The sequence below is a fragment of the Streptomyces sp. JLSY215 genome, from assembly GCF_059682825.1.
The window spans coordinates 230,499-249,006 of sequence record NZ_CM185022.1; the positions used below are offsets into that span (position 1 = coordinate 230,499).

At 69.2% G+C, this 18,508-nt stretch carries 17 protein-coding genes and 2 pseudogenes; 10 read left to right on the forward strand and 9 right to left on the reverse strand.

The genetic code is table 11. The features are described from left to right. Positions 1–15 precede the first annotated feature (15 nt). A complete protein-coding gene (locus tag AC5677_RS01180; RefSeq protein ID WP_497193094.1) occupies positions 16–870 on the reverse strand; it encodes an arginase family protein in 855 nt (284 codons plus the stop codon). Continuing rightward, positions 867–2,024: a bifunctional glutamate N-acetyltransferase/amino-acid acetyltransferase ArgJ gene (gene argJ / locus AC5677_RS01185; protein ID WP_497193095.1), complete on the reverse strand. Its 1,158-nt coding sequence runs from the start codon at positions 2,022–2,024 to the stop codon at positions 867–869. The genes AC5677_RS01180 and argJ overlap by 4 nt, the downstream gene beginning before the upstream one ends. 701 nt (positions 2,025–2,725) lie before the next feature. Between argJ and AC5677_RS01190 the strand changes: the two genes are divergently transcribed. After that, on the forward strand, positions 2,726–3,406 hold the full coding sequence (locus AC5677_RS01190; protein WP_497193096.1) for a class I SAM-dependent methyltransferase: 681 nt from the start codon (positions 2,726–2,728) through the stop codon (positions 3,404–3,406). Between the two features lie 165 nt (positions 3,407–3,571). Here the strand turns inward: AC5677_RS01190 and AC5677_RS01195 are convergent, their stop codons facing one another. Together AC5677_RS01195 and AC5677_RS01200 are read right to left on the reverse strand one after the other, a co-directional pair. Next, entirely contained in the window at positions 3,572–4,273 is a 702-nt protein-coding gene (locus tag AC5677_RS01195; protein WP_497193097.1) for a 2-phosphosulfolactate phosphatase, read from the reverse strand. A gap of 448 nt (positions 4,274–4,721) precedes the next feature. Further along, positions 4,722–5,228: a carboxymuconolactone decarboxylase family protein gene (locus AC5677_RS01200; RefSeq protein WP_497193098.1), complete on the reverse strand. Its 507-nt coding sequence runs from the start codon at positions 5,226–5,228 to the stop codon at positions 4,722–4,724. A gap of 456 nt (positions 5,229–5,684) precedes the next feature. Here AC5677_RS01200 and AC5677_RS01205 point away from each other — a divergent pair, with 456 nt between their 5' ends. Beyond that, entirely contained in the window at positions 5,685–5,903 is a 219-nt protein-coding gene (locus tag AC5677_RS01205; RefSeq protein WP_030796600.1) for an EF-hand domain-containing protein, read from the forward strand. 148 nt (positions 5,904–6,051) lie between these two features. On the opposite strand, the pseudogene AC5677_RS01210 reads toward AC5677_RS01205, so the two are convergent. Further along, a pseudogene (locus tag AC5677_RS01210) lies at positions 6,052–6,286 on the reverse strand (hypothetical protein); the annotation flags it as partial. A gap of 192 nt (positions 6,287–6,478) precedes the next feature. Between AC5677_RS01210 and lepB the strand changes: the two are divergent. Beyond that, positions 6,479–7,297: a signal peptidase I gene (lepB, locus tag AC5677_RS01215; protein WP_497196943.1), complete on the forward strand. Its 819-nt coding sequence runs from the start codon at positions 6,479–6,481 to the stop codon at positions 7,295–7,297. 104 nt (positions 7,298–7,401) lie between these two features. Here the strand turns inward: lepB and AC5677_RS01220 are convergent, their stop codons facing one another. Both AC5677_RS01220 and AC5677_RS01225 read right to left on the reverse strand, forming a co-directional pair. Continuing rightward, positions 7,402–7,698, reverse strand: a complete 297-nt coding sequence (locus tag AC5677_RS01220) for an aromatic-ring hydroxylase C-terminal domain-containing protein (RefSeq protein WP_497196944.1) — start codon at positions 7,696–7,698, stop codon at positions 7,402–7,404. Between the two features lie 327 nt (positions 7,699–8,025). Further along, a pseudogene (locus AC5677_RS01225) lies at positions 8,026–9,476 on the reverse strand (FAD-dependent monooxygenase); the annotation flags it as partial. On the opposite strand from AC5677_RS01225, the gene AC5677_RS01230 reads away from it, so the two are divergent. The 7 genes from AC5677_RS01230 (at position 9,369) to AC5677_RS01260 (ending at position 17,272) form a co-directional block, all read left to right on the forward strand. Next, the gene (locus tag AC5677_RS01230; protein WP_497196967.1) at positions 9,369–9,965 is read left to right on the forward strand and encodes a hypothetical protein; all 597 of its coding nucleotides are present in this window, start codon (positions 9,369–9,371) and stop codon (positions 9,963–9,965) included. The pseudogene AC5677_RS01225 and the gene AC5677_RS01230 sit on opposite strands and share 108 nt — an antisense overlap. Before the next feature lie 621 nt (positions 9,966–10,586). Then, entirely contained in the window at positions 10,587–12,614 is a 2,028-nt protein-coding gene (locus AC5677_RS01235; RefSeq protein WP_497193099.1) for an ATP-binding cassette domain-containing protein, read from the forward strand. Next, positions 12,611–13,234 carry an NUDIX domain-containing protein gene (locus tag AC5677_RS01240; RefSeq protein ID WP_497193100.1) on the forward strand — a complete coding sequence of 208 codons (624 nt, stop codon included), beginning with the start codon at positions 12,611–12,613 and terminating at the stop codon, positions 13,232–13,234. The genes AC5677_RS01235 and AC5677_RS01240 overlap by 4 nt, the downstream gene beginning before the upstream one ends. Before the next feature lie 161 nt (positions 13,235–13,395). Next, the gene (gene fxlM / locus AC5677_RS01245; protein ID WP_497193101.1) at positions 13,396–15,732 is read left to right on the forward strand and encodes a methyltransferase, FxLD system; all 2,337 of its coding nucleotides are present in this window, start codon (positions 13,396–13,398) and stop codon (positions 15,730–15,732) included. Between the two features lie 39 nt (positions 15,733–15,771). Beyond that, positions 15,772–16,269, forward strand: a complete 498-nt coding sequence (locus tag AC5677_RS01250) for an NUDIX domain-containing protein (protein WP_497193102.1) — start codon at positions 15,772–15,774, stop codon at positions 16,267–16,269. A 329-nt stretch (positions 16,270–16,598) separates the two neighbouring features. Continuing rightward, on the forward strand, positions 16,599–16,907 hold the full coding sequence (locus tag AC5677_RS01255; protein ID WP_497193103.1) for a hypothetical protein: 309 nt from the start codon (positions 16,599–16,601) through the stop codon (positions 16,905–16,907). A 110-nt stretch (positions 16,908–17,017) separates the two neighbouring features. Beyond that, the gene (locus tag AC5677_RS01260; protein ID WP_497193104.1) at positions 17,018–17,272 is read left to right on the forward strand and encodes a hypothetical protein; all 255 of its coding nucleotides are present in this window, start codon (positions 17,018–17,020) and stop codon (positions 17,270–17,272) included. 152 nt (positions 17,273–17,424) lie between these two features. On the opposite strand, the gene AC5677_RS01265 is transcribed toward AC5677_RS01260, so the two are convergent. Together AC5677_RS01265 and AC5677_RS01270 are read right to left on the reverse strand one after the other, a co-directional pair. Beyond that, on the reverse strand, positions 17,425–18,165 hold the full coding sequence (locus AC5677_RS01265; protein ID WP_497193105.1) for a class I SAM-dependent DNA methyltransferase: 741 nt from the start codon (positions 18,163–18,165) through the stop codon (positions 17,425–17,427). 43 nt (positions 18,166–18,208) lie between these two features. After that, positions 18,209–18,430 carry a hypothetical protein gene (locus AC5677_RS01270; RefSeq protein WP_497193106.1) on the reverse strand — a complete coding sequence of 74 codons (222 nt, stop codon included), beginning with the start codon at positions 18,428–18,430 and terminating at the stop codon, positions 18,209–18,211. Positions 18,431–18,508 lie beyond the last annotated feature (78 nt).

The window sequence follows — 18,508 nt, forward strand, 5'->3', positions numbered from 1 at the left end:
CAGTGGAGGCTGTCGCTATGGGAAGGCCATGCCGTCAAGGATCTTCTGGAGGACGTGGTCGCTGCCGGCCGAGTGGACGTCGGGGGCATGCTCGGTGATCCCCATGCCGACGACGTTGAAGCACTCGGTCAGCGCAATCAGGGCGGCGCGCAGCTGGTCGGGTTGCAGCCCTCCGGGCTCTGGGCAGGACAGGCCGGTGAAGTGCCCGGGGTCCAGCACGTCCAGGTCCAGGTGGATGTAGACGTGCGTGGCCCCGGTACCTGCCACCGCAGAAACCAGTTGACCCGGATCCTGAAGAGCCTGAACCGACAGGGTTCGAATTCCTTCGGATGCGACGAAGTCCCGCTCGGCCGGATCGAGGGCACGAACGCCCGCGAGCACGATCTGCCCGGTGGAAAGGCGCTCCTCCCGCCTGGGCAGGAGTGGCGACGGCCCCTGGCCGAGCAGGGTGCGCAGCACCATTCCGTGGAAGCCCCCCGAGGGAGATGTGTCAGGGGTGTTGAGGTCCGCGTGGGCGTCGAACCAGACGACGGCCAGGCTGTCGCCATGGCGAGCCACGGCGCGGGCGACAGGCGCGAGCTCGATACCGCAGTCGCCACCCACCGCGAGGAGGGTGTCTTCGCCGCTCCGGCCCAGAGCGGCCCTGGTCGCTTCCAACGAGCGGGTCAGCACATCGAGGTGGCGTACGCCGTCCAGGTCCTGTCCGGGCCGGAGGTCGAGGTCAACGACCGTGCGTCGCGCTGCGGGGAGCAGTGCGCTCAGCCGGTGCGCCCCCTCAGCGAGCCGTTGCGGATTACGTGCAGCCGACCCCTGCCACTGCGGAATCACGAGAACAGTGTGAAGTCCGCTGCTGCGGTCGGGTCCGGTCATGTCGTGTAGTCCGCGTTGACGCGGATGTAGTCGGCGGACAGATCGCAGCCGTAGACCGTGGCTTCGGCCTGCCCGAGGCCGAGCGTGATGAAGATGTCGACCTCGTCCCGGCGCATGATGTCGACGAGTTTGTCGAGGGTGTCGGCCTCGGGCTCTTCGGGGTACACCTCGATGCCGCCGAACCTCACGGTGACGTTGCTCGGCACGATGTCGGTGTCGTCGCTGTTCTTGCCGATGGCCATCAGTACTCGACCCCAGTTGGGGTCGGCCCCGTGGACGGCGGTCTTGACCAGAGGAGAGTTGACCACGCTCTTGGCGATGCGCTTGGCCTGTCCGTGGTCGCCGGCCTGGGCGACCGTGACGCGCAAGAGCTTGGTGGCGCCTTCGCCGTCACTGGCCATCTGCTGGGTGAGATCCAGACACAGATCGGCGAGGGCGCCGGAAAACTCCGCCGGATCGACCGGCCCTGCCGCGCCGTTGGCGATGATCGCCACCGTGTCCGAAGTGGAGGTGTCGGTGTCGACACTCAGGCAGTTGAACGTACGGTCCACCGCTCCGCGCAATGCGCTGTCCAGGTCGCCAGGCGAGACCTCCGCGTCGGTGAAGACGTAGGCCAGCATGGTGGCCATATTGGGTTCCAGCATGCCGACACCCTTGGCGATGCCCACGATGCGGGCCTGCCCGACGGCCCGTACGGCGGTCTTCGGGCGGGTATCGGTGGTCATCATCGCGCGGGCCACATCGAGCGGTCCGGCCTCGAACGCCGCAAGGCCGCGCTTGGCGGTCGCGTCGAAGTGCGTACGGATGGTGTCCATCGGCAGGGGGCGTCCGATGACACCGGTGGAGCCGATGAGTACCTCGCCCTCTGGGATGCCCAGAATCCCCGCGACTCGGCGGACGACCTCGGCGGCGTTCTCCGCGCCCTGGCGCCCGGTGGCGACGTTCGCGTTCTGCGCAAGCGTCGTCACGGCACGCAGGTTCTGCGCCGCGGCATGGGCGCGGCTGAGGACTACGGCCGGACCTGCGAAGAGGCTCTGGGTGAACATCGCGGCGCTGATGGCCGACCGGTCCGAGACGACGATGGAGATGTCGTCGCCGTGCTCGCGCAGTCCGCCATGCCCTGTGTAGGCACGGAAGCCAGTCGGCCACGCCATGGAGCAAGAATCTTGCGTCGATGCATCAATATGTGTCATGCAGCATATGTTTACACTCTGGGTGCGGGCTGTCCATCCGCTTTCGAGTGCGCATCCCGAACCAACTCCACTCCCTGAACCCGGACAGCACCCCCACCACGACTGCCCGCCGGCGCGGCCGCTCCCGGCCGACGGCGGCACAACCGATCACCCGCTCGGGGCTCTCGGCTCTCCTCGGCTGTTCAACAGCGTCTCGACGAGCCCACCCGGCGCGTATCAGCCGGGGCCGGCCGGGTCGGCGGCCGCCAGGGCCGCGGACCTCACCTCCCCGTGCTGCCACAGAGCGCACCCGTTCTCCGGAGGGCCGAGCCCCGCCAGACGCAGCCGGAACGCCGGATCGCACGCATCGCGGCTGGAGTTGCTCGCGAACGCCGCGCACAGCTCCCGGTCCCCGACACGAGGACGGCCTCCAGGAGACGGTCCGGCAGCTCGTCCCCGTCGCGTAGCGATGAGAGGACGTCGGTCCGGCCGAATGGCCCGTAAGCGGCGGCGCGACGGCCGTACCCGCAAGGGGTCTGCTGCTACGGACAATGCCGATCGAGGGCGTGCCGGCGCGATACCGCCCGGCGGGCACCGTACACGGTGTGACGCCACTCGGCCGTCGTGTTGCCGGATCGGCAACAGGAGTGGCGTGACCGGGACGTGAGGGTGATGGTGGGCCCATGACCGACCACATCACAGCAGGATCGCCGACGTCCGACACCCCCTCGCCTGCCGACGGGTACATCGGCGACCCCGCGGTGCGGATGGAGTGGGACAACCGGTACGCCGACCGGCTACAGCTGTGGAGCGGTCAGCCCAACGGTGCGCTCGTGGCCGAGGTCGCCGGGCTCACACCCGGGCGGGTGCTCGACGTCGGTTGCGGTGAGGGCGCGGACGCCGTCTGGCTCGCGCGCAGGGGCTGGGACGTGACCGCGCTCGAGGTCTCGGGCGTAGCGCTGGAGCGGGCGGCCGGGCATGCGCGGGACGCCGGCCTGGCCGTTCGCTGGGTGCACGCCACACTGACGGAAGCGGCGCTCCCTCCGGCCTCCTTCGACCTGGTTTCCGCGCAGTACCCGGCCCTGCTGCGCACTCCCGACGCCGCGGCCGAGCGAGCGCTGCTCGCGGCCGTCGCGGTCGGCGGTGTACTGCTGCTCGTACACCACGCGGGGATGGACACCCGGCAGGCGCACGACAGCGGTTTCGACCCGGCTGACTACGTCCGGCCCTCGATGGTCGCCGCCGTACTCGACGACGACTGGCGGGTGGAGGTGGACGAGCAGCGGCCACGCGTGGCACCCGACGGCGGCGCCGGCGCGCACCACACCGACGACCTGGTGCTGCGCGCACGCCGACTGCGCTGAACCCTCCGCTCCCAGCGGCTCCTCCCGTACTCGCGGTCACTGTGGGCACCGCTCCGGTCAGTCACCTGCCGCCACCCGAACCACCGTCAACGGGACATGCAGCTGATGCCGCGTACCCGACCGGACGCCGGCTCTCGCATGGCGAGAGTTGGACCTCACCAGCGATCAGATCAAAGCCTTGTCGGTCAACGAAGGCACAGCGCACGGACGGAGGACCATGAGCGAGTCTTCCAAGGTCGCCACCATGGCAAAGCGAAACCGGTCGACCTCAAGACAGAGTGCAACGTCGTCAGGATGGACTCCTTGACGCACACCCTCCGCCAGCTCGGCGGCGGCGCGCGATTCGCCGGCGCGGCGGAGGAACCCAGCCGCATCCGTCCCAGCCTCGGTGGCTCTCCGAGCGATGTACTGAGCGCACGCCAGATCTTCATCGGCCTGTCCATCGTCGCCAGTGACCACGAACGTGACGCTGCCACTCTTTCTGGTCCGCAAGAGCCGAGCGGTTGCCTCCGCCACGACGAAGCTGGCGCACAGCACCAGCGACGCCTCCTTGACCGCAAGGGCGCCGACCGTCCCTGCCGTGGTCTTCTGCACAACGGTCCGTCCGCCGAGGTGGACAGACCGCAGCAGGCCCGGCGAGTTGACCATGTCGAATCCAGGCGCGGGCGGACCGTCTTTGAGCGCCAGCCAATCCGGGTGGCGAGCCTTGAGCGCCAGGGCTTCGTCCAGCGACTCAGCAAGAACGATCTTTTCCGCCCCCTGGGCAAAAGCCCAGGCAGCCACGGTGAAAGCACGCATGACGTCGACCACGACCGCCACGGATGGGGCCTCGACCAGCTCAGCTATGCCAAGAAAACGAGCGTCCATTCCGATCATGATCGCGCACGCCCGACCCGAAATACCCAGGGAGTGATACGTCTCACCTCGACGGTCTCGGAATGCAGCGCCCCCAGTTGCCTACGTCGCGGAAGTACCTCGCAGCCGCCAACACCGCCGCCCTCCGCGACCGGCTCCGCGACCTGGCCGCCGCCCGCGACATCCTCGACTTGAGCGGCCCCCGCCCCCGCGGCCAGGACGTCGTCCGGAACACCCCCGGAGCCCGCGAACTGCTCGCCAACTTGGTGTCCTACGCCAGACCACACCACACGCGAACCCCGAAATCACCCCGCGCGTGTCCTTCCGGCACAGACCGGAAGGACACGCAGGACCTGTCCGACGGGTCGCACGACGCGCCAGTTGGTGCTCGATAGCGTCAGCGGGTCGGCCCGTTCGGATCCCGCACAGGATCCGAACGGCGAGCCTTACCCAGGCGGTCTCAGTTCCACGGGTCGGTGAACGACCGGCCGGGCACCGGCTTGGCGATGAGCGCCACGGCGATGAAGAAGTTGACCTGGCCGATCGCGAACATCAGGGTGGCGAGCGCCTTGGCCTCATAGTGCTCTGCTGCCTGGGCATACAGCGCGTCGGAAACCCTCTCGCCGTGCGTGGACGGCTGAAGTACGGCTTCCACGAGTGCCAGAGCGGCACGCTCGGCACCGGTGAAATACGGCGAGTCCTGCCAGGAGGCCACCGATGTGATGCGCTCCTCCGACTCCCCTGCCTTGCGCAGGAAGCCGGTGTGCAGAACGGTCAGGTAGGTGCTGCCGACGATCTGGCCCGCTCGCAGCTGGACCAGGCTGATCGTGGAGCGCGGTACCGAACCATTGCCGGTGACCTTGAACAGCGCCGCCGACACCGCTGCCAGCTCGGGTACGAGCTCCCCAGGGTCGTCGGCCATCCGCGGAACCATCGGGTACTCCGCCGTGATCGAACGTGATTCCATCGCCGTCTCCTTCGGGCTTTCATGTTGCTGTCACTGCCCTGACGGATCGCGACAAGGAAATGTGACCGATCGAAGAGAGTCGTTCAGAAGTCGTCTTCATCTCCAGCGCCCTCTTCACCTCGAGCACCCCCCGTGTCTCCCTATTTGCCTGGTGCAGGGCCGCGGTGTTGGTGCGAGGGTTGTTGTGGGTGGAGTCTCGACGGCCGGATGGGGTGACGGGTGGGGTGACGGGTGGGGTGACGGGTGGGGTGACGGGTGGGGGCTCGTGCCGTCAGCCGGGGCTCACTCGGCCGGGCGAGGTCGCCGTGCGAGGTGCCGAGGCAGTCCGGGGGGTGCATGAGGGCAACGAGCAGCGAGTTCGGCCCGCTGCAGCCAAGCAGGTCGGGCGCGCCCGGGTTGCTCCGAGCGGACGGATAATCTGGACCCGTCAGCGAAGATCACAGAAGGGCGGAGCACATGGCAGACATCGTGGAGACGGCGGCGCGCAAGGTCTTCGAGCGCTACGACATCGACGGGGACGGCCAGGTCACCGCGGACGAATACCGCAAGGTCGTGGCGGAGTTGGAAGGCTCGGAGATCACCGAGTCGCAGGCCCAGGAGCTGATCGACTCGCTCGACACGAACGGCGACCGCCAGATGTCCTTCGAGGAGTTCTGGGCGGCCATGAATGGCTGACACTGCCGGGGCCGGCACGTGAACCTGCCGGCCCCGGTTCCTCTTTACTTCCACCAGGGCACTTTGGCCAGCTGAGTTTGTGAGCCGCCGACCATCAGAGCGGCGGTCGACGAGCTGGCCGTCGACCGGCTCAGCCGTCTGCGGTCGGCGCTTCAGCTCGGGCCCCGCTCCACTCGGCGAACCGCCGGTGGGGGACGCCCTCGCCGCCCGGCGGCCACCTCGCGGTAGGACCTGACAGGCCGTGGACCGACGACAACCCGCCGCCACGTACTGCCGGTCGTGGCCACGAATTCGAGCACCGCCAGCACCGGTCGATCCGCATATCGACGGCGGCCACCACCCTGCGGACGTACCGGAGCAGCCGGGTCCACCCGCTGGTACAACTCCCCCGACTCGTCCGGGAACCAGGCCCTCGACCATCGCGATCACGGCAGTCAGCCCAGTGATCAAGCCAGTTGAGACGCACTTTTAAGGAAACCGGATGAAACATATGCGTATGCTGCGTTACCTGCCGGGTCTGGGGGCGGGCATGCGCTGCGCAGCGAAGAGGCGACAGCTCGACATGAACCGTGGATGTGGGGGAATTGGCGATCAACTCGCGACCGGTGGACGAGGGCGCTGAGGAGCACCCCGAGCGTCGCCCTGAACACAGCACTGAACACAGCACCGAGCACAGCACTGAGCACAGAGACGGAAAAGGTGTGCGTGCGGGGCATCAGGGGCCGAAGAAGGGGGCGCGTCGGTTCTGGAAAGAGCTGCCCATCCTTGTCGGCATCGCCTTGGTGCTTGCCCTGCTGATCAAGACGTTTCTCTTGCAGGCGTTTTCCATTCCGTCCGGCTCCATGCGCAACACACTGGAGCTCCACGACCGCGTGCTCGTGGACAAACTCACCCCATGGTTCGGCGCACAGCCCGAACGGGGTGAGGTCGTTGTCTTCCACGATCCGGCCCACTGGCTGGCCGGGCAGCCGAAAGCGCGGCCCAATGCGGTACAGACAGTCCTCGCCACCATCGGCTTGATGCCCTCCGCCGACGAGGACAACCTGATCAAGCGTGTCATCGGCGTCGGCGGCGACACGGTGGAATGCAAGGGAACCGGCCCATTGAAGGTCAACGGAAAGGCGCTCAAGGAGCCTTATGTGTTCCCCGGGAATACCCCGTGCAGCACCGACCGGGACGGTCAGTTCAAGGTGAGGGTGCCCAGCGGGCACATCTGGGTGATGGGCGACCACCGGCAAGACTCCTGGGACTCCCGCTACCACCAGCACGGGCCCGGCCGTGGCATGGTGCCCGTCGATCACGTCGTCGGACGGGCGGTGGTCGTCGCTTGGCCCGTCACCCGCTGGGACACCCTGTCGGTTCCCGAAACATTCGACCGGACAGGCACCAGGTGAACTGAGGCAGGCGAGCCCGTATGCACGTGTCTCCGCCCCTCCCCGCCCGGCGCCTGCGGGCGGCGCTCGGTCTTCAACCGTCGGCGTCATTCGGTGCTGAGCCATCAGGGGGGCGTCGCGCGGGTGATGGTGGTGAGGGCGTCGCGTAGGGAGGCGTCGGTCGGTGGGTGGTCGCCCCAGCGGGCGCCGATGTGGCCGTCGGGTCGGATGAGCAGTGCTCCGTGTGAGTGGAGGCCGCAGAGGTTGATGTGCTCGCGCGGAAGGGTCTCGATGCCCAGTGGCCAGGGGGTGGCGGCGAGGGCTTGCCGCTCCCATCGGGCGGGGTCCGAGGTCAGGAGCGTGAACCGCTCGCCGAGGGTGTCGAGCGTGGAGGTGTCGGTCCTGAGCCAGAGGTGTGGCATGCGATGGCCCGGGGCTGTGGTGGGGATGTAGTCCGTGCCGCTGAGGGGCGGCTCGGGTGGGGTGCCGTTGTCGGTGTGGACGGCGTCGGTGAGGACGGCGTCGGTGAGGACGGCGTCGGAGTGGTAGGCGACGCCGAGCACAAGACCGAGTTGGGCGAAGTACTCCTCCGTCCACGGCAGTTCGATCCCGTCCGCCGTCGCTTCGCCGCGTTGGAGCTGGTCGCGGCGCCGGTTTTGCACCTGGAGCAAGAGCCGGGTGTTGGCCACTGCTTGCTGGAGGGTCTGGTGGGCGACCGGTTGTCGTTCGGTCTCGTACGACTCCAACAGGCTCGGTCCGGCCCACCCGTGGAGAACGCCCGCCAGTTTCCAGCACAGGTTGTGCACATCGGCGACGCCGGCGTTCATGCCCAGGCCGCCGATGATGGGGATCGCATGCGCGGCATCGCCGGCCAGCAGGATCCGGCCGTGGCGGAAGCGCTGTGCGACGAACGCGTTCATCACCCAGTGCTGAACCCGCAGCACCTCGACCCGTACCCCGGCGCCAGGGCTGAGGGCACGTGAGACGAGAGCGGGCCAGTCGGCGCGCGCCGGGTCCTCAGGGGTGGGGGCGAACCAGGACCAGCCCCCTTCCGGGTAGAGCGGGAGGAACGAGCCGTGCGCGGTGAAGTAGACCCCGGCGGGCCGGCGGGCGCACCAGCGGTCGAGGTCTGCGTCGAACACGACGGTGGTGACGCCCCCAGCGTTCCGGGGCCCGTGGTGTCGATTCCCAGCAGGTGCCGGACGGGGGAGTTCGCGCCATCGGCGGCGAGCACGTAACGGGCACGGACACGAGTCTCGGCACCGTTGTCACGGTCGACGAGCAGGGCCATGACGCTGTCGGTTTCCTCGGTCAGGTCGATCAGCTCGGCCCCGAACCGTACCGGTGTGTGGGCCGCGGCGAGCAGGGTGGGTTCCATTCGGTCCTGCGAGGTGACCACACCGAGCACGGGGGTCTCGGGTACCGGCGCGTTGACCCCGACCATCGCCGCTGTGGCGAAGTCGCGGTCGTTCAGGGTGTCGCGAAAGCGGATGCGGCCGTACTCCGGCGCGAACGCGGCCGCGGTGATCCTGGCGGCCAGCCCGAGCTGGCGAAAGATCTCCATCGAGCGCACGTTGACCAGCCGGGAGCGTGGAAAGGGCGTCAACTGGCGGTGTTTCTCGACCAGCAATGCCCGCACGCCCCAGCGTTCCAGGAGCGCTCGGGCGGTGAGCCCCACCGGCCCGCCACCGACGATCAGCACCTCAGTCTCGGCGTTGGCTGCGGCGTTGGCTACGGCGTTGGCTGTGGCCTTGGCCAGGGGCATGTCGGAGTCCTCCCTGATCGCCTCACCCAGTCGGAAGACCGGACGGTTCGCCCTCCCTGGGCGCTGCCCCACACTGCCGGGCACGAGGCCGGGACGTGTGGAAGTACTGACCCTTCGGTGAGCCGTTTTCCGTTGTCCGGGGGCGTGTTGGTGCTGGCCGGTGGATTTCCGGAGGATGCCGGAAACACAGCCGGCGGACGTCCTGAGCGACGTGGCCCATGGCCTCACTGGCACGCCTCGCCCCGCTTGCCCAGTTGCAGGGCTCCAGGGTCCTGTACGGAGTCGTTCGCCTGATCCGGGGTCGATCGAAGGGAAACAATGGCCACCATGAACGACACGATCGCTGTTGCACTGATCACCTCCCTGTCGACGCTCAGCGCTGCAGGACTGGCCGGAGCGGCGTCGGCATGGGTGACCGGTCGGCAACTGCGGCATCAGGGAGAGCTGGCACGCGAGGAACGGGCCGAGCGGCGAGCAGTCGACGTGCGCGAGATGCGCCGTGAGGCGTACGAACGGTTCCTCTCCCAGGCCGACGAGGCGTATCGAGTGCTGGACCATGGGTGGTTCGTCCCATCGTTCTCAGATACGGGGCGCTGGGAAGAGGGATTTGCTGCCCGCAGGGCGCTGGATGAGGCGTACGTCCGGGTTCGGCTGGTCGGACCTGAAGAGATCGCCGAGCGGGGAGCCGAAGTGGTGCGCAGCATAGGTGAGGAGTACCGGATCCACTCGCGCATCGTCGCCTCCCCTTCGGGTGCGACAGGCAGCGCTGCTGAAATCGATCCGTCAGCACGCTCCGAAGCACTCCGCGCTCGGTTTGCCAGCACCGGGGAGTTCGTCACCGCGGCGCGTCGGGCGCTCACAAGCGAGTTGTCCACGATGCCTGAGGCAAGCGGCGGCTCAGCCACCTTCGACAGAGTGGTCTGATTCCTCTGAGGGGCCGACCAACTGCTCCCCGCGCCTGCGGGGGATGACCCCGGCGGCGCTTCGAACCGTACGGCCTGCAGGGGCGTGCCCCGCCCCCACCTGACGAGCACGCTGAAGCAGAAACTCGACGCCGTGCTCACCGCATCAGGACGCAGCGCAGGGCATCCGGCCGCCTGATCCGACAGCCAGGCCAGGGCAGTGGCAGAAATCCGCCGGTGCCCTCCCCGCCATGCCCGCGACCGGCGCTGACGAGTCGCAACACCGCGTCCAAGGCCGACGGCCGCAATACCTCGAAAGGGTGATTCGAGCCGTTCGAGTCCCCCCAAGCACCCGCACGCCAACCGCCCCGCACCCTCCACCAGAGAACAGAACATGCGTTCACTATTTGCCCCCGAATACCCCGTTACGGGGCGCGATCCGGGCCGTTTTTAGAGCACCTGTACTCATCGCCCACCCTCTTGGAGAGACCGTGAATCCCGTAGCCGTGCCTGCGCATGGTCCCGACGCGTTCGAACGGCGGCCGTCGGCTCCCGCCCTGCCCCTGACGCTCGAGGGGCGCCTGGTTGACGCTTCCCCGCCTGGCGCTCGCCGCTCATCACGACCGGATGCGGGGTGGGGAGCATGAGCGAGGACAACAAGTCGGCAGCCACCGCGGGGCCGCGGGCAAAGGTGCCCACACCCCGGTGTGAACCGTTGGCGCTGCCACCGGCGGAGGTGCCGGCGGGACCGACGAGCGAGAACCTCACCGACGATCTCGAAGACGCGTACTGGTCGATCCACGACGGCGCCGCGGCCAAGGCGACGGTCGGCCAGATCCTCGGGCAGCTCCCGCGCATCGTGCGGCAGATCGGCCGTTTGGCCTGGCAGGCCGACCGCCCGGCAACGGTGGCCGTGGTGGTGCTCCAGCTGGTCTCCGCGGCGATGGCTGCCTTCGGCCTGGCAGCTTCCGTCGCCGTCCTTCACCAGTTGTTCGCCCAGGGGCCGACGCCGGACAAGGTCCGTTCCGCCGTGCCGCAGATCCTGCTCGTGGTGGCCTTCCTTTCCACCCGGGCCCTTCTCGAGGCAGGGGTGGCCGTCGCGGAGGCCCGGGTAACGCCCAAGATCCGCACGGCCTTGGAAAGCGATTTCCTCCACTTGACCGCGCATGTGCGCCTGGAGGTGGTCGACGACTCGGACTGGCACGACGACGCCTTCCGCGCCAACGACCGCGGGCTGTTCTACGCGCGGCAGATCGTCGGCCAGGTCGTCTCACTGGCGTCCGCCTTCCTCGGGCTCATCGGCACGGCCGGCGTCCTGACCGTCCTGCACCCCCTGCTGCTCCCCCTGCTTCCTCTGTCGGTCCTGCCCGTGGGAGCCGCGGCAGTACGTACCGCGCGGGCGCGCTTCCACAGCTTCACGCGGTGGAACGCTCTTCAGCGCCGGGTGCGGGTCTTCTCCTGGCTCCTGCTGGACCGCGACTCCGCCGCCGAACTGCGTGCCGACACCGCCCAGCGGGCCCTCCTCGACGAGCACCAACGCCTCACCTCGCGCATCGCCGAAGAGGACACCCGCCTCGGCGTGCACGCCGCTCTGATGACACTGGCCGGACGCGCTCTGGGCGGAACCGGCGCCGGCGTCACCTACATCGCCCTGGGCGCCATGCTGATCGCGGGATGGCTCCCCCTGGCGGCCGGCGCGGGGGCAGTCATCGCCATCCAGGCCGCGCAGACCTCCCTGACCCGCTTCGTCGACGTCGCCCACCTCGTCTACGAGCACGCGATCTGGGTGACCGACCTCCTCTCCTTCCAGGAGCGATGCCGCAGGCTGCAGCCCCGCCACCGCGAGCGGACCGCCCCCGAGACCGTCAAAACGATCACCCTCAGGAACGTCAGCTACACCTACCCCGGCAAGGACGCCCCGGCGCTCGCTGACATCTCCATGACCCTGTGCGCCGGGGAGACCGTCGCCTTCGTCGGCCTCAACGGCTCCGGCAAGAGCACCTGTTCACGACTGCTCGCCGGCCTCTACGACCCGCAGGACGGCGCGGTCCTCTGGGACGGGGTGGCGACGACGGACCTGGATACCGAGTCCCTTCAGATGCGTGTGGCCACCGTGCTGCAGGACCCGGTGCACTTTCCTTTCAGCGCGCTGGCGAACCTCACGATCTCCACCGGCACGCTCACCGAGGCGGATCCGCAGCGCGCCTTGGACGCGGCGCGGGCCGCCGGTGCCGATCAGGTCATTACCGGGCTGCCCGGCACCTGGCAGGCGCTGTTGTCCAAGCGGTTCCGCGGCGGCCAGGAACTGTCGGCCGGCCAGTGGGCGAAGATCGCCGTGGCCCGAGGTCTCTACAAGAACGCCCCCGTGCTGCTGCTGGATGAGCCGACCGCCAGCATGGACCCACGCGCCGAACACGACGTCTACCGGGCCGTGCTGCGCGACGAACTCCGCGACGACCGGATCACCGTGTTGATCTCCCACCGCCTGGCCAGCGTCGTCGAGTGCGACCGCATCTACGTCTTCGACGGCGGGCGGATCACCGAGTCGGGATCTCACCAGCAACTCATGTCCCTGAGAGGCGACTACGCCCAGATGTTCACCCTCCAGGCCGCCGGCTACCGAGCCGCATCCATGGCGTCCGACACCGAGACCGGGACGGTGCGCCCATGACCGAGCCGACCTCACAGACCGAGCCGTCCTCACAGACCGACCCGGCCCTGCCGAACCAGCTCCCACCGGCGCATGCATCGGCGCTGATCCACAACGATTCCGGCGCGTACCTGCGGCACCTGCGTGACCTGGTCCACCGCCACGCCGAGCCGCTCCACACCCGCAGCCCAGGGCCCACTCCCCCGACGGCCGCCGATGCCACCTGCCGCCCCTACGCCCCGGCAGGACAGTCCGGAGGAGGAAGAACCGTCCTCAACGTCATCGGTGCGCATCTCTATCTGGAGAACACCGCTGGAGAGGTCCTGCTCGGTCTGCGCCACCCCGACTCCGCCTTCGCCGGGTCCACTTGGCACTTCCTGGCCGGCCACTGCGAGCAGGAGTCCGCCCTCTCCTGCATTGTCCGCGAGGCACACGAAGAAGCGGGGCTGCTGATCGCGCCGGGCGAGGTCGAACTCGCCCACGTCGTCCACCTCGTGGACACACCAGGCGGCCGGCCCCGAATGGCCATGGTCTTCCGGGCCCGCAGGTGGTCAGGAACGCCGGAAATCCGGGAGCCCGACAAATGCACGAGCTGGAGCTGGTGGCATCCGGACGCCCTCCCCGCGCGCACCGTGCCCTAAACCCGGGCCGCCATCGCGGGTATCCGCGCAGGCCGCCTCTACACGGAGATGGGCTGGTCATGACAGCCGAGACGAGTCGAGGAACGGACCGGACGCGACCGGACCGGACGCGACCAGATCAGACGCGACCGGACCCGCACCCGCTGGCAAGGAGCGAATCCGTGGCATACGACCGAGCCGACTGGTCCCAGCACTATCTGGACAATCGCGGCTTCCGCCCACTCCGCGACAGCGAACGAGACCTGATCGCCCGGCACGCGCCCGCCCCGGACGGCGGGCGGGCCCTGGAACTGGGCTGCGGCACCGGCGAACTCGCCGTCTTCCTCACCGAACTCGGCTACACCGTCGATGCCGTCGACTTCGCCGAGGGCGCCCTGGCACGCGCCCGGAAGGAACGGGCGGGGAGCGAGCGCGTGCGGTGGCTGTGCCGGGACATCGAGCACGACGATCCGGCGGAGCTGAGTGAAGACGGCTACGACCTGATCTCCCTGCGCCTGATGTTCCCCTTCCTGCACGACCGCGCCCGGGTCCTGAACGACCTCGGCGCGCGACTGCGGCCGGGCGGCGCGCTGGTGGTGGTCACGCTCGTGGTGGCGGCCACACCGCAGGAGCGGCGGGACATCGCGTTGGACGAGGAGGAGATCAGCCTGCTGGCCGAAGGGTGGTCGCAGGTGGCGAGGTTCGACGCGGAGGGGCTGGCGGTCCTCGTGCTGCGCAGCCCGGAGCGTGCCTTCAACGTGGTCGAGAAGGGCCGGCCGGATCCGCAGGCCGTGGTCGGTGTGGGCGCGGTGGTCACCGATGGCTCCGGACGCGTGCTGCTCGGTCGCTCGACGCGCGGCATGTGGGAACTGCCCGGCGGGCACGTCGAGTTCGGCGAGTCCGCCCCTGCGGCAGCGGTGCGGGAGCTGGCCGAGGAGACCGGCCTGACGGCGGCTGCCGAGGACGCGCACCTGCTGACGATCCTCCACGACGACCGTGCGGAGGTGCGGCGCCTGTCCGCGGTGGTCCGCGTGAGCGTGTGGGGCGGAACGCCGGGCTTGCCCGAGCCGGACCGTTTCCGGCGGTGGGAGTGGCACGACCTGCACGCCCTGGCCGGCCTCGGCTCGATCTTCGCGCCCTCCGCCCAGGCTCTGGAGGCGGTGTGGCCCGGCGTCCTGCCCGGCCTGCCGCCGGTGCACGCCTACCCGCACGCCATCGCCCCTCCCGCCGTCGGTGGCGAACCGGCGGAAGCGGTTCGCCTACGGCAGGAGATGGCCGAGCGCGTCATCGCCGGGGGCTGGGCGCCCTCGCCCGCGGTCCAGGGCGCGCTGCGGACGGTTCCGCGGCACCGTTTCACCCCGGAAAGCCCGTTGCGGACCGCCTACGACGGCGACCTGGCCGTCGTCACCCGCCGGGACGAGGCCGGGACTGCCGTCAGTTCCGTGTCCGCGCCCTGGCTGCAGTCGGGCATGCTCGAAAAGCTGCGCCCGGAACCGGGGATGACGATCTTCGAGTCGGGCTCCGGCGGCTACAACGCCGAGTTGATCGCCCACGTCATCGGCCCGGCCGGGCGCGTGGTCACCATGGACCTCGACCCGTACGTCGTCCACCGTACCGAGCGCTTCACCTCCGAGGCCGGCCGCGGGCAGGTGACGGTTCTCCTGGGCGACGGCAGCCGGGGCGCGCCCCGCCACATGCCGCCCGGTGGGTTCGACGGCAGCATCATCACCCACAACTGCTGGGACATCGCACCCGCGTGGCGAGCGCAGCTCGCCGAAGGCCGGTACCTGGTGCTGCCACTGGAGATCCACGGATATACCCGCGTCATCGCGCTCCAGCGTCACGGCGACGTGCTGCACGCGCGGGACTGGAGGTATTGCGGGTTCGTCCGCGACCGCGGCGCCACCGCCCGCACCACCCCGACCACCGACCTGGCCGGGGGCGAACTCCAGCTGCGCCATGAGGACGGCACACCCCCCGACGTCGTCGGCCTGGAGGAGGCATTGCGAGGCCCGCGGCACGAGCTGCCCACCGGCGTCACCGTTGCGGGCATGGAGTCGTTCGAGACGCTCCAGCTCTATGCAGCCACCACCTTGCCCCGGTTCTGCCGACTGGCCGGCACCCGGGACACCGGTCCGGTCGCCCTCCCACGTGGCACGGACGCCGCCGCGACCGCCGAGGACGGCTCGCTGGCCTACCTCACTCATGTCCTGGTCAAGCCCGGCGAGACGCCCGAAGAGCGCCGCTCCGAGTTCGTCGTCCACGCCTTCGGCCCGGCCGGACCGTTCTTGGCGGAGCGGATGGCCGCCTGCGTACGGGCCTGGGACCAGCACGTGCGCCATACCGGCTACCCACAGATGTCCGCGTACCCCGCAGGCACTCCCGACCACGAACTTCCCGCCGGCCACATCCTGGAGAAGCCCTCCTCCCGCCTGGTCTTCCAGTGGCCGGGCCGGCCCGCTGCTCCACAGGCCTCGGCCGAAGCGGTGGCCCTCGCGGAGGCCGGGGGCGGACGATGACCACAAAAACCGCCGACCGCACGTCGTGGAGGAGACAGCATGAGTGGCACGTGGCTGCCGCCCGAGCAGTACATCGCGACCTTGCCGAAAGCCACCGTCTATGGATGCCTGTACGTTACCGACGAAGCCGACCGTCCGGTCCAACTGCGCGCCGCCTACCCGCCACACGTGTGGCAGTGGCCCGGCGGCAACATGGACCCGGGCGAAACCCCTTGGCAGTGCGCGCTCCGCGAATGCCGCGAAGAGACCGGCCTGTGCCTGGCTGCCGAGCCCCGTCTGCTGGCCGTGCACTTCCTGCCCCCGCTGGGTGAGTGGACCACTCACAAGATCGGTTTCATCTTCGACGGCGGCCGACTGACCCGGCAGCAGATCGACAGCATCGTCCTGGACCCCGGCGAACACAGCGAGGCCGCCGTCAAACCGCTGGACGCCTGGCAGAAGGAGATGTCTCCGCACTCCTTCGCCCGACTTCACGCGGTCGCCCGCGCCCGCCACACAGGGTCGGCCTGCTACCTGGAGCAGACCAACCTGCCGTAGCCCGCGGGGAGTCGGCAGCGCGCCGCCGGCTCCCCCCGGCACGGCGTCACCTCATCCCTGCGAAACGGAGCATCCGCGGACGTCTCCGCCGACGGCGCTTCGACCGCCGACACGTCGGCCCGGTGCCACCCACCTCTGGACCGGTACCAGGTCAACACCCGGCCTCGATCCGGACGCGGCCGGCCCTGGCAGCCCGGCCGCGTCGATGCTCGACTTCCCCGGGCGGGGCGTCGCTTCTGCGACGAATACCGCGCCAGAGCGTTTAGAGATCGTTTATTGCGGCTCGGCAGTATGTGAAGTGTCGAGAAGGATCCTGCACAGGGGACGGTATGGCCAAGCTCTATCTGGAGAAGCTCAAGTGCGTCACGACTGAGGCCTGGAGCGGCTTCGACGAGCCGAGGCTTGTCGTCCAGAATCGCGGCACTGTATGGAATGGAACGGTGCTGGGAGACCGGATGTACACCGTCAAGTACGACTGCGACTTCACGGGAAGGATTGCCGTCTCGCTCTGGGAGGACGACGACCCGGACAGGGATGACAAGCGCGGGAAGCAGTGGATCACGGACACGCCGGGTGAACGCAGTCTGCACTTCAGGGCGGATGGCGCCGAGTACAAGCTGCTGTATGCGGTGGAGTAGGCAGCTCGCCCCGTAGCGGGCGGAGGCCCCGTCGGTCTCGGACGGAGTGCCGGCGTGTGGTATTGCAAGAAGCCCCCGACCGCCGGGGGCTTCTCGTCCCAGGAGCCGACATGACCCGCCGCCCCCTCCAGATCGACGCCGACGGACGCCCCCGGGTCGTCCCCCTTGGCCCCTCCGCGGTCCCGGGCTGGGATCTGCTCTACGACCACCCGCAGCAGCACGCCCAGGTCGTACGTCGCGGCGACCCGCCCACCTTCGGCCTCGCCTGCACCCTGCATCGAACGGTCAAGACGATGCGCACTCAGAACGACGAAAGAGACTGGCGTTTGGGCAGACTCGGCCCGTGGTGCCCCGACTGCGTGTAGACCTGCGCGCCATCGAAGCCCCGGCCTGCGGGTCGTGCCACCGCCGGGCCACCGCCGTGCCCCGCCGTGCCCCCGCCACCAGTCCGCGCTCGTCGCCTCCGACAGGAGTTTCGAGACAGGCATGCCTTACGTTGGCTGCCCGGTGGCCGACCTCAGGTTGGCTTGCGCCACACGGAGATGTGCTTCGTGGAGTCCTGGGTGAAGGGCGCACCGTCCCAGTCCGCGACGCGACGTTCCAGCTCGAGCCCGGCGATCCGCGCCATCAGGTCGAGCTCCGCCGGCCAGGCGTACCGGTGCCGGGAGTTGCCGCGGCGGTAGCGGCCGTCGTCGCCGTCGCGGGTGAAGTGGTGCGAGACGAGAATCTGCTCGACCAGGTCGAAGGTGTCGAAACCGAGATGCTGCTCGGAGACATCGAACGGCACCGCGACCTGGCCCGGCGGCAGGAATCGCAGCGGCGGCACACCCAGCTCGATGACGAATCGGCCGCCGGGCCCCAAATGACGTGCGGCGTTGCGGAAGCACTCGACCTGCTCGTCCTGTGTGAGCAGGTTCGTGATGGTGTTGTACACGAGATAGACCAGGGCGAACTCGCCGGAGACGACGGTCGTGGCCATGTCCCCGATGACGACGGGAAGCGTGTCTTCGTCGATCTTGCGCCGCAACACCGCTGTCATGTGCTCGGACAGTTCGATGCCCGCTACCGGCACGCCGCGTTCCCGGAGAGGGACGCCCACCCGTCCCGTTCCGATGGCGAACTCCAGTGCCCGGCCGTCTCCGGCGAGCTCGGCGAGGAAGGCGATGGTCGGTCCGAGAACGGCGGCCGAGGACATCTCGGTCTCCTCGGCGTCGTAGCGGTCGGCAGTCGCACGGGTCCACAGTTCACTGCTCGTCACGGGCGGCCACTTTGCCGGGCGCGGAGGGGCGCTGTCGACGCATTTACCTTGCACCGGATCCGATGACACAGTTCGGGGCAGCGACCGAGTGGCTCGGCTCGGTCTGCTCGGGCGGCTCGGTCTGCTCGGGCGGCTCGGTCTGCTCGGGCGGCTCGGTCTGCTCGGGCGGCTCGGTCTGCTCGGGCGGCTCGGTCTGCTCGGGCGGCTCGTCCTCTTCCCGCCGGCGCGCCCCGGGCTGCCGCCTCGCCGCCCAGCCGATCGGCATCGCCCTGAATTCGTGGCGGCGGGCGGCATCGCTGAGCGATGCCGCCGCTGCGCGACTCCCTCGGGGGCCGTGATGTCG

What these genes read in the sequence shown, in the direction of transcription:
- AC5677_RS01220 (WP_497196944.1), bottom strand. Translation starts at nt 7,698, where the DNA reads ATGCCACACCTCTGGCTCAGGACCGACACCTCCACGCTCGACACCCTC.
- AC5677_RS01235 (WP_497193099.1), top strand. Translation starts at nt 10,587, where the DNA reads ATGAGCGAGGACAACAAGTCGGCAGCCACCGCGGGGCCGCGGGCAAAG.
- AC5677_RS01205 (WP_030796600.1), top strand. Translation starts at nt 5,685, where the DNA reads ATGGCAGACATCGTGGAGACGGCGGCGCGCAAGGTCTTCGAGCGCTAC.
- AC5677_RS01180 (WP_497193094.1), bottom strand. Translation starts at nt 870, where the DNA reads ATGACCGGACCCGACCGCAGCAGCGGACTTCACACTGTTCTCGTGATT.
- AC5677_RS01260 (WP_497193104.1), top strand. Translation starts at nt 17,018, where the DNA reads ATGACCCGCCGCCCCCTCCAGATCGACGCCGACGGACGCCCCCGGGTC.
- AC5677_RS01240 (WP_497193100.1), top strand. Translation starts at nt 12,611, where the DNA reads ATGACCGAGCCGACCTCACAGACCGAGCCGTCCTCACAGACCGACCCG.
- AC5677_RS01270 (WP_497193106.1), bottom strand. Translation starts at nt 18,430, where the DNA reads ATGCCGATCGGCTGGGCGGCGAGGCGGCAGCCCGGGGCGCGCCGGCGG.
- AC5677_RS01200 (WP_497193098.1), bottom strand. Translation starts at nt 5,228, where the DNA reads ATGGAATCACGTTCGATCACGGCGGAGTACCCGATGGTTCCGCGGATG.
- AC5677_RS01250 (WP_497193102.1), top strand. Translation starts at nt 15,772, where the DNA reads ATGAGTGGCACGTGGCTGCCGCCCGAGCAGTACATCGCGACCTTGCCG.
- AC5677_RS01255 (WP_497193103.1), top strand. Translation starts at nt 16,599, where the DNA reads ATGGCCAAGCTCTATCTGGAGAAGCTCAAGTGCGTCACGACTGAGGCC.
- argJ (WP_497193095.1), bottom strand. Translation starts at nt 2,024, where the DNA reads ATGGCGTGGCCGACTGGCTTCCGTGCCTACACAGGGCATGGCGGACTG.
- AC5677_RS01190 (WP_497193096.1), top strand. Translation starts at nt 2,726, where the DNA reads ATGACCGACCACATCACAGCAGGATCGCCGACGTCCGACACCCCCTCG.
- AC5677_RS01195 (WP_497193097.1), bottom strand. Translation starts at nt 4,273, where the DNA reads ATGGACGCTCGTTTTCTTGGCATAGCTGAGCTGGTCGAGGCCCCATCC.
- AC5677_RS01230 (WP_497196967.1), top strand. Translation starts at nt 9,369, where the DNA reads ATGAACGACACGATCGCTGTTGCACTGATCACCTCCCTGTCGACGCTC.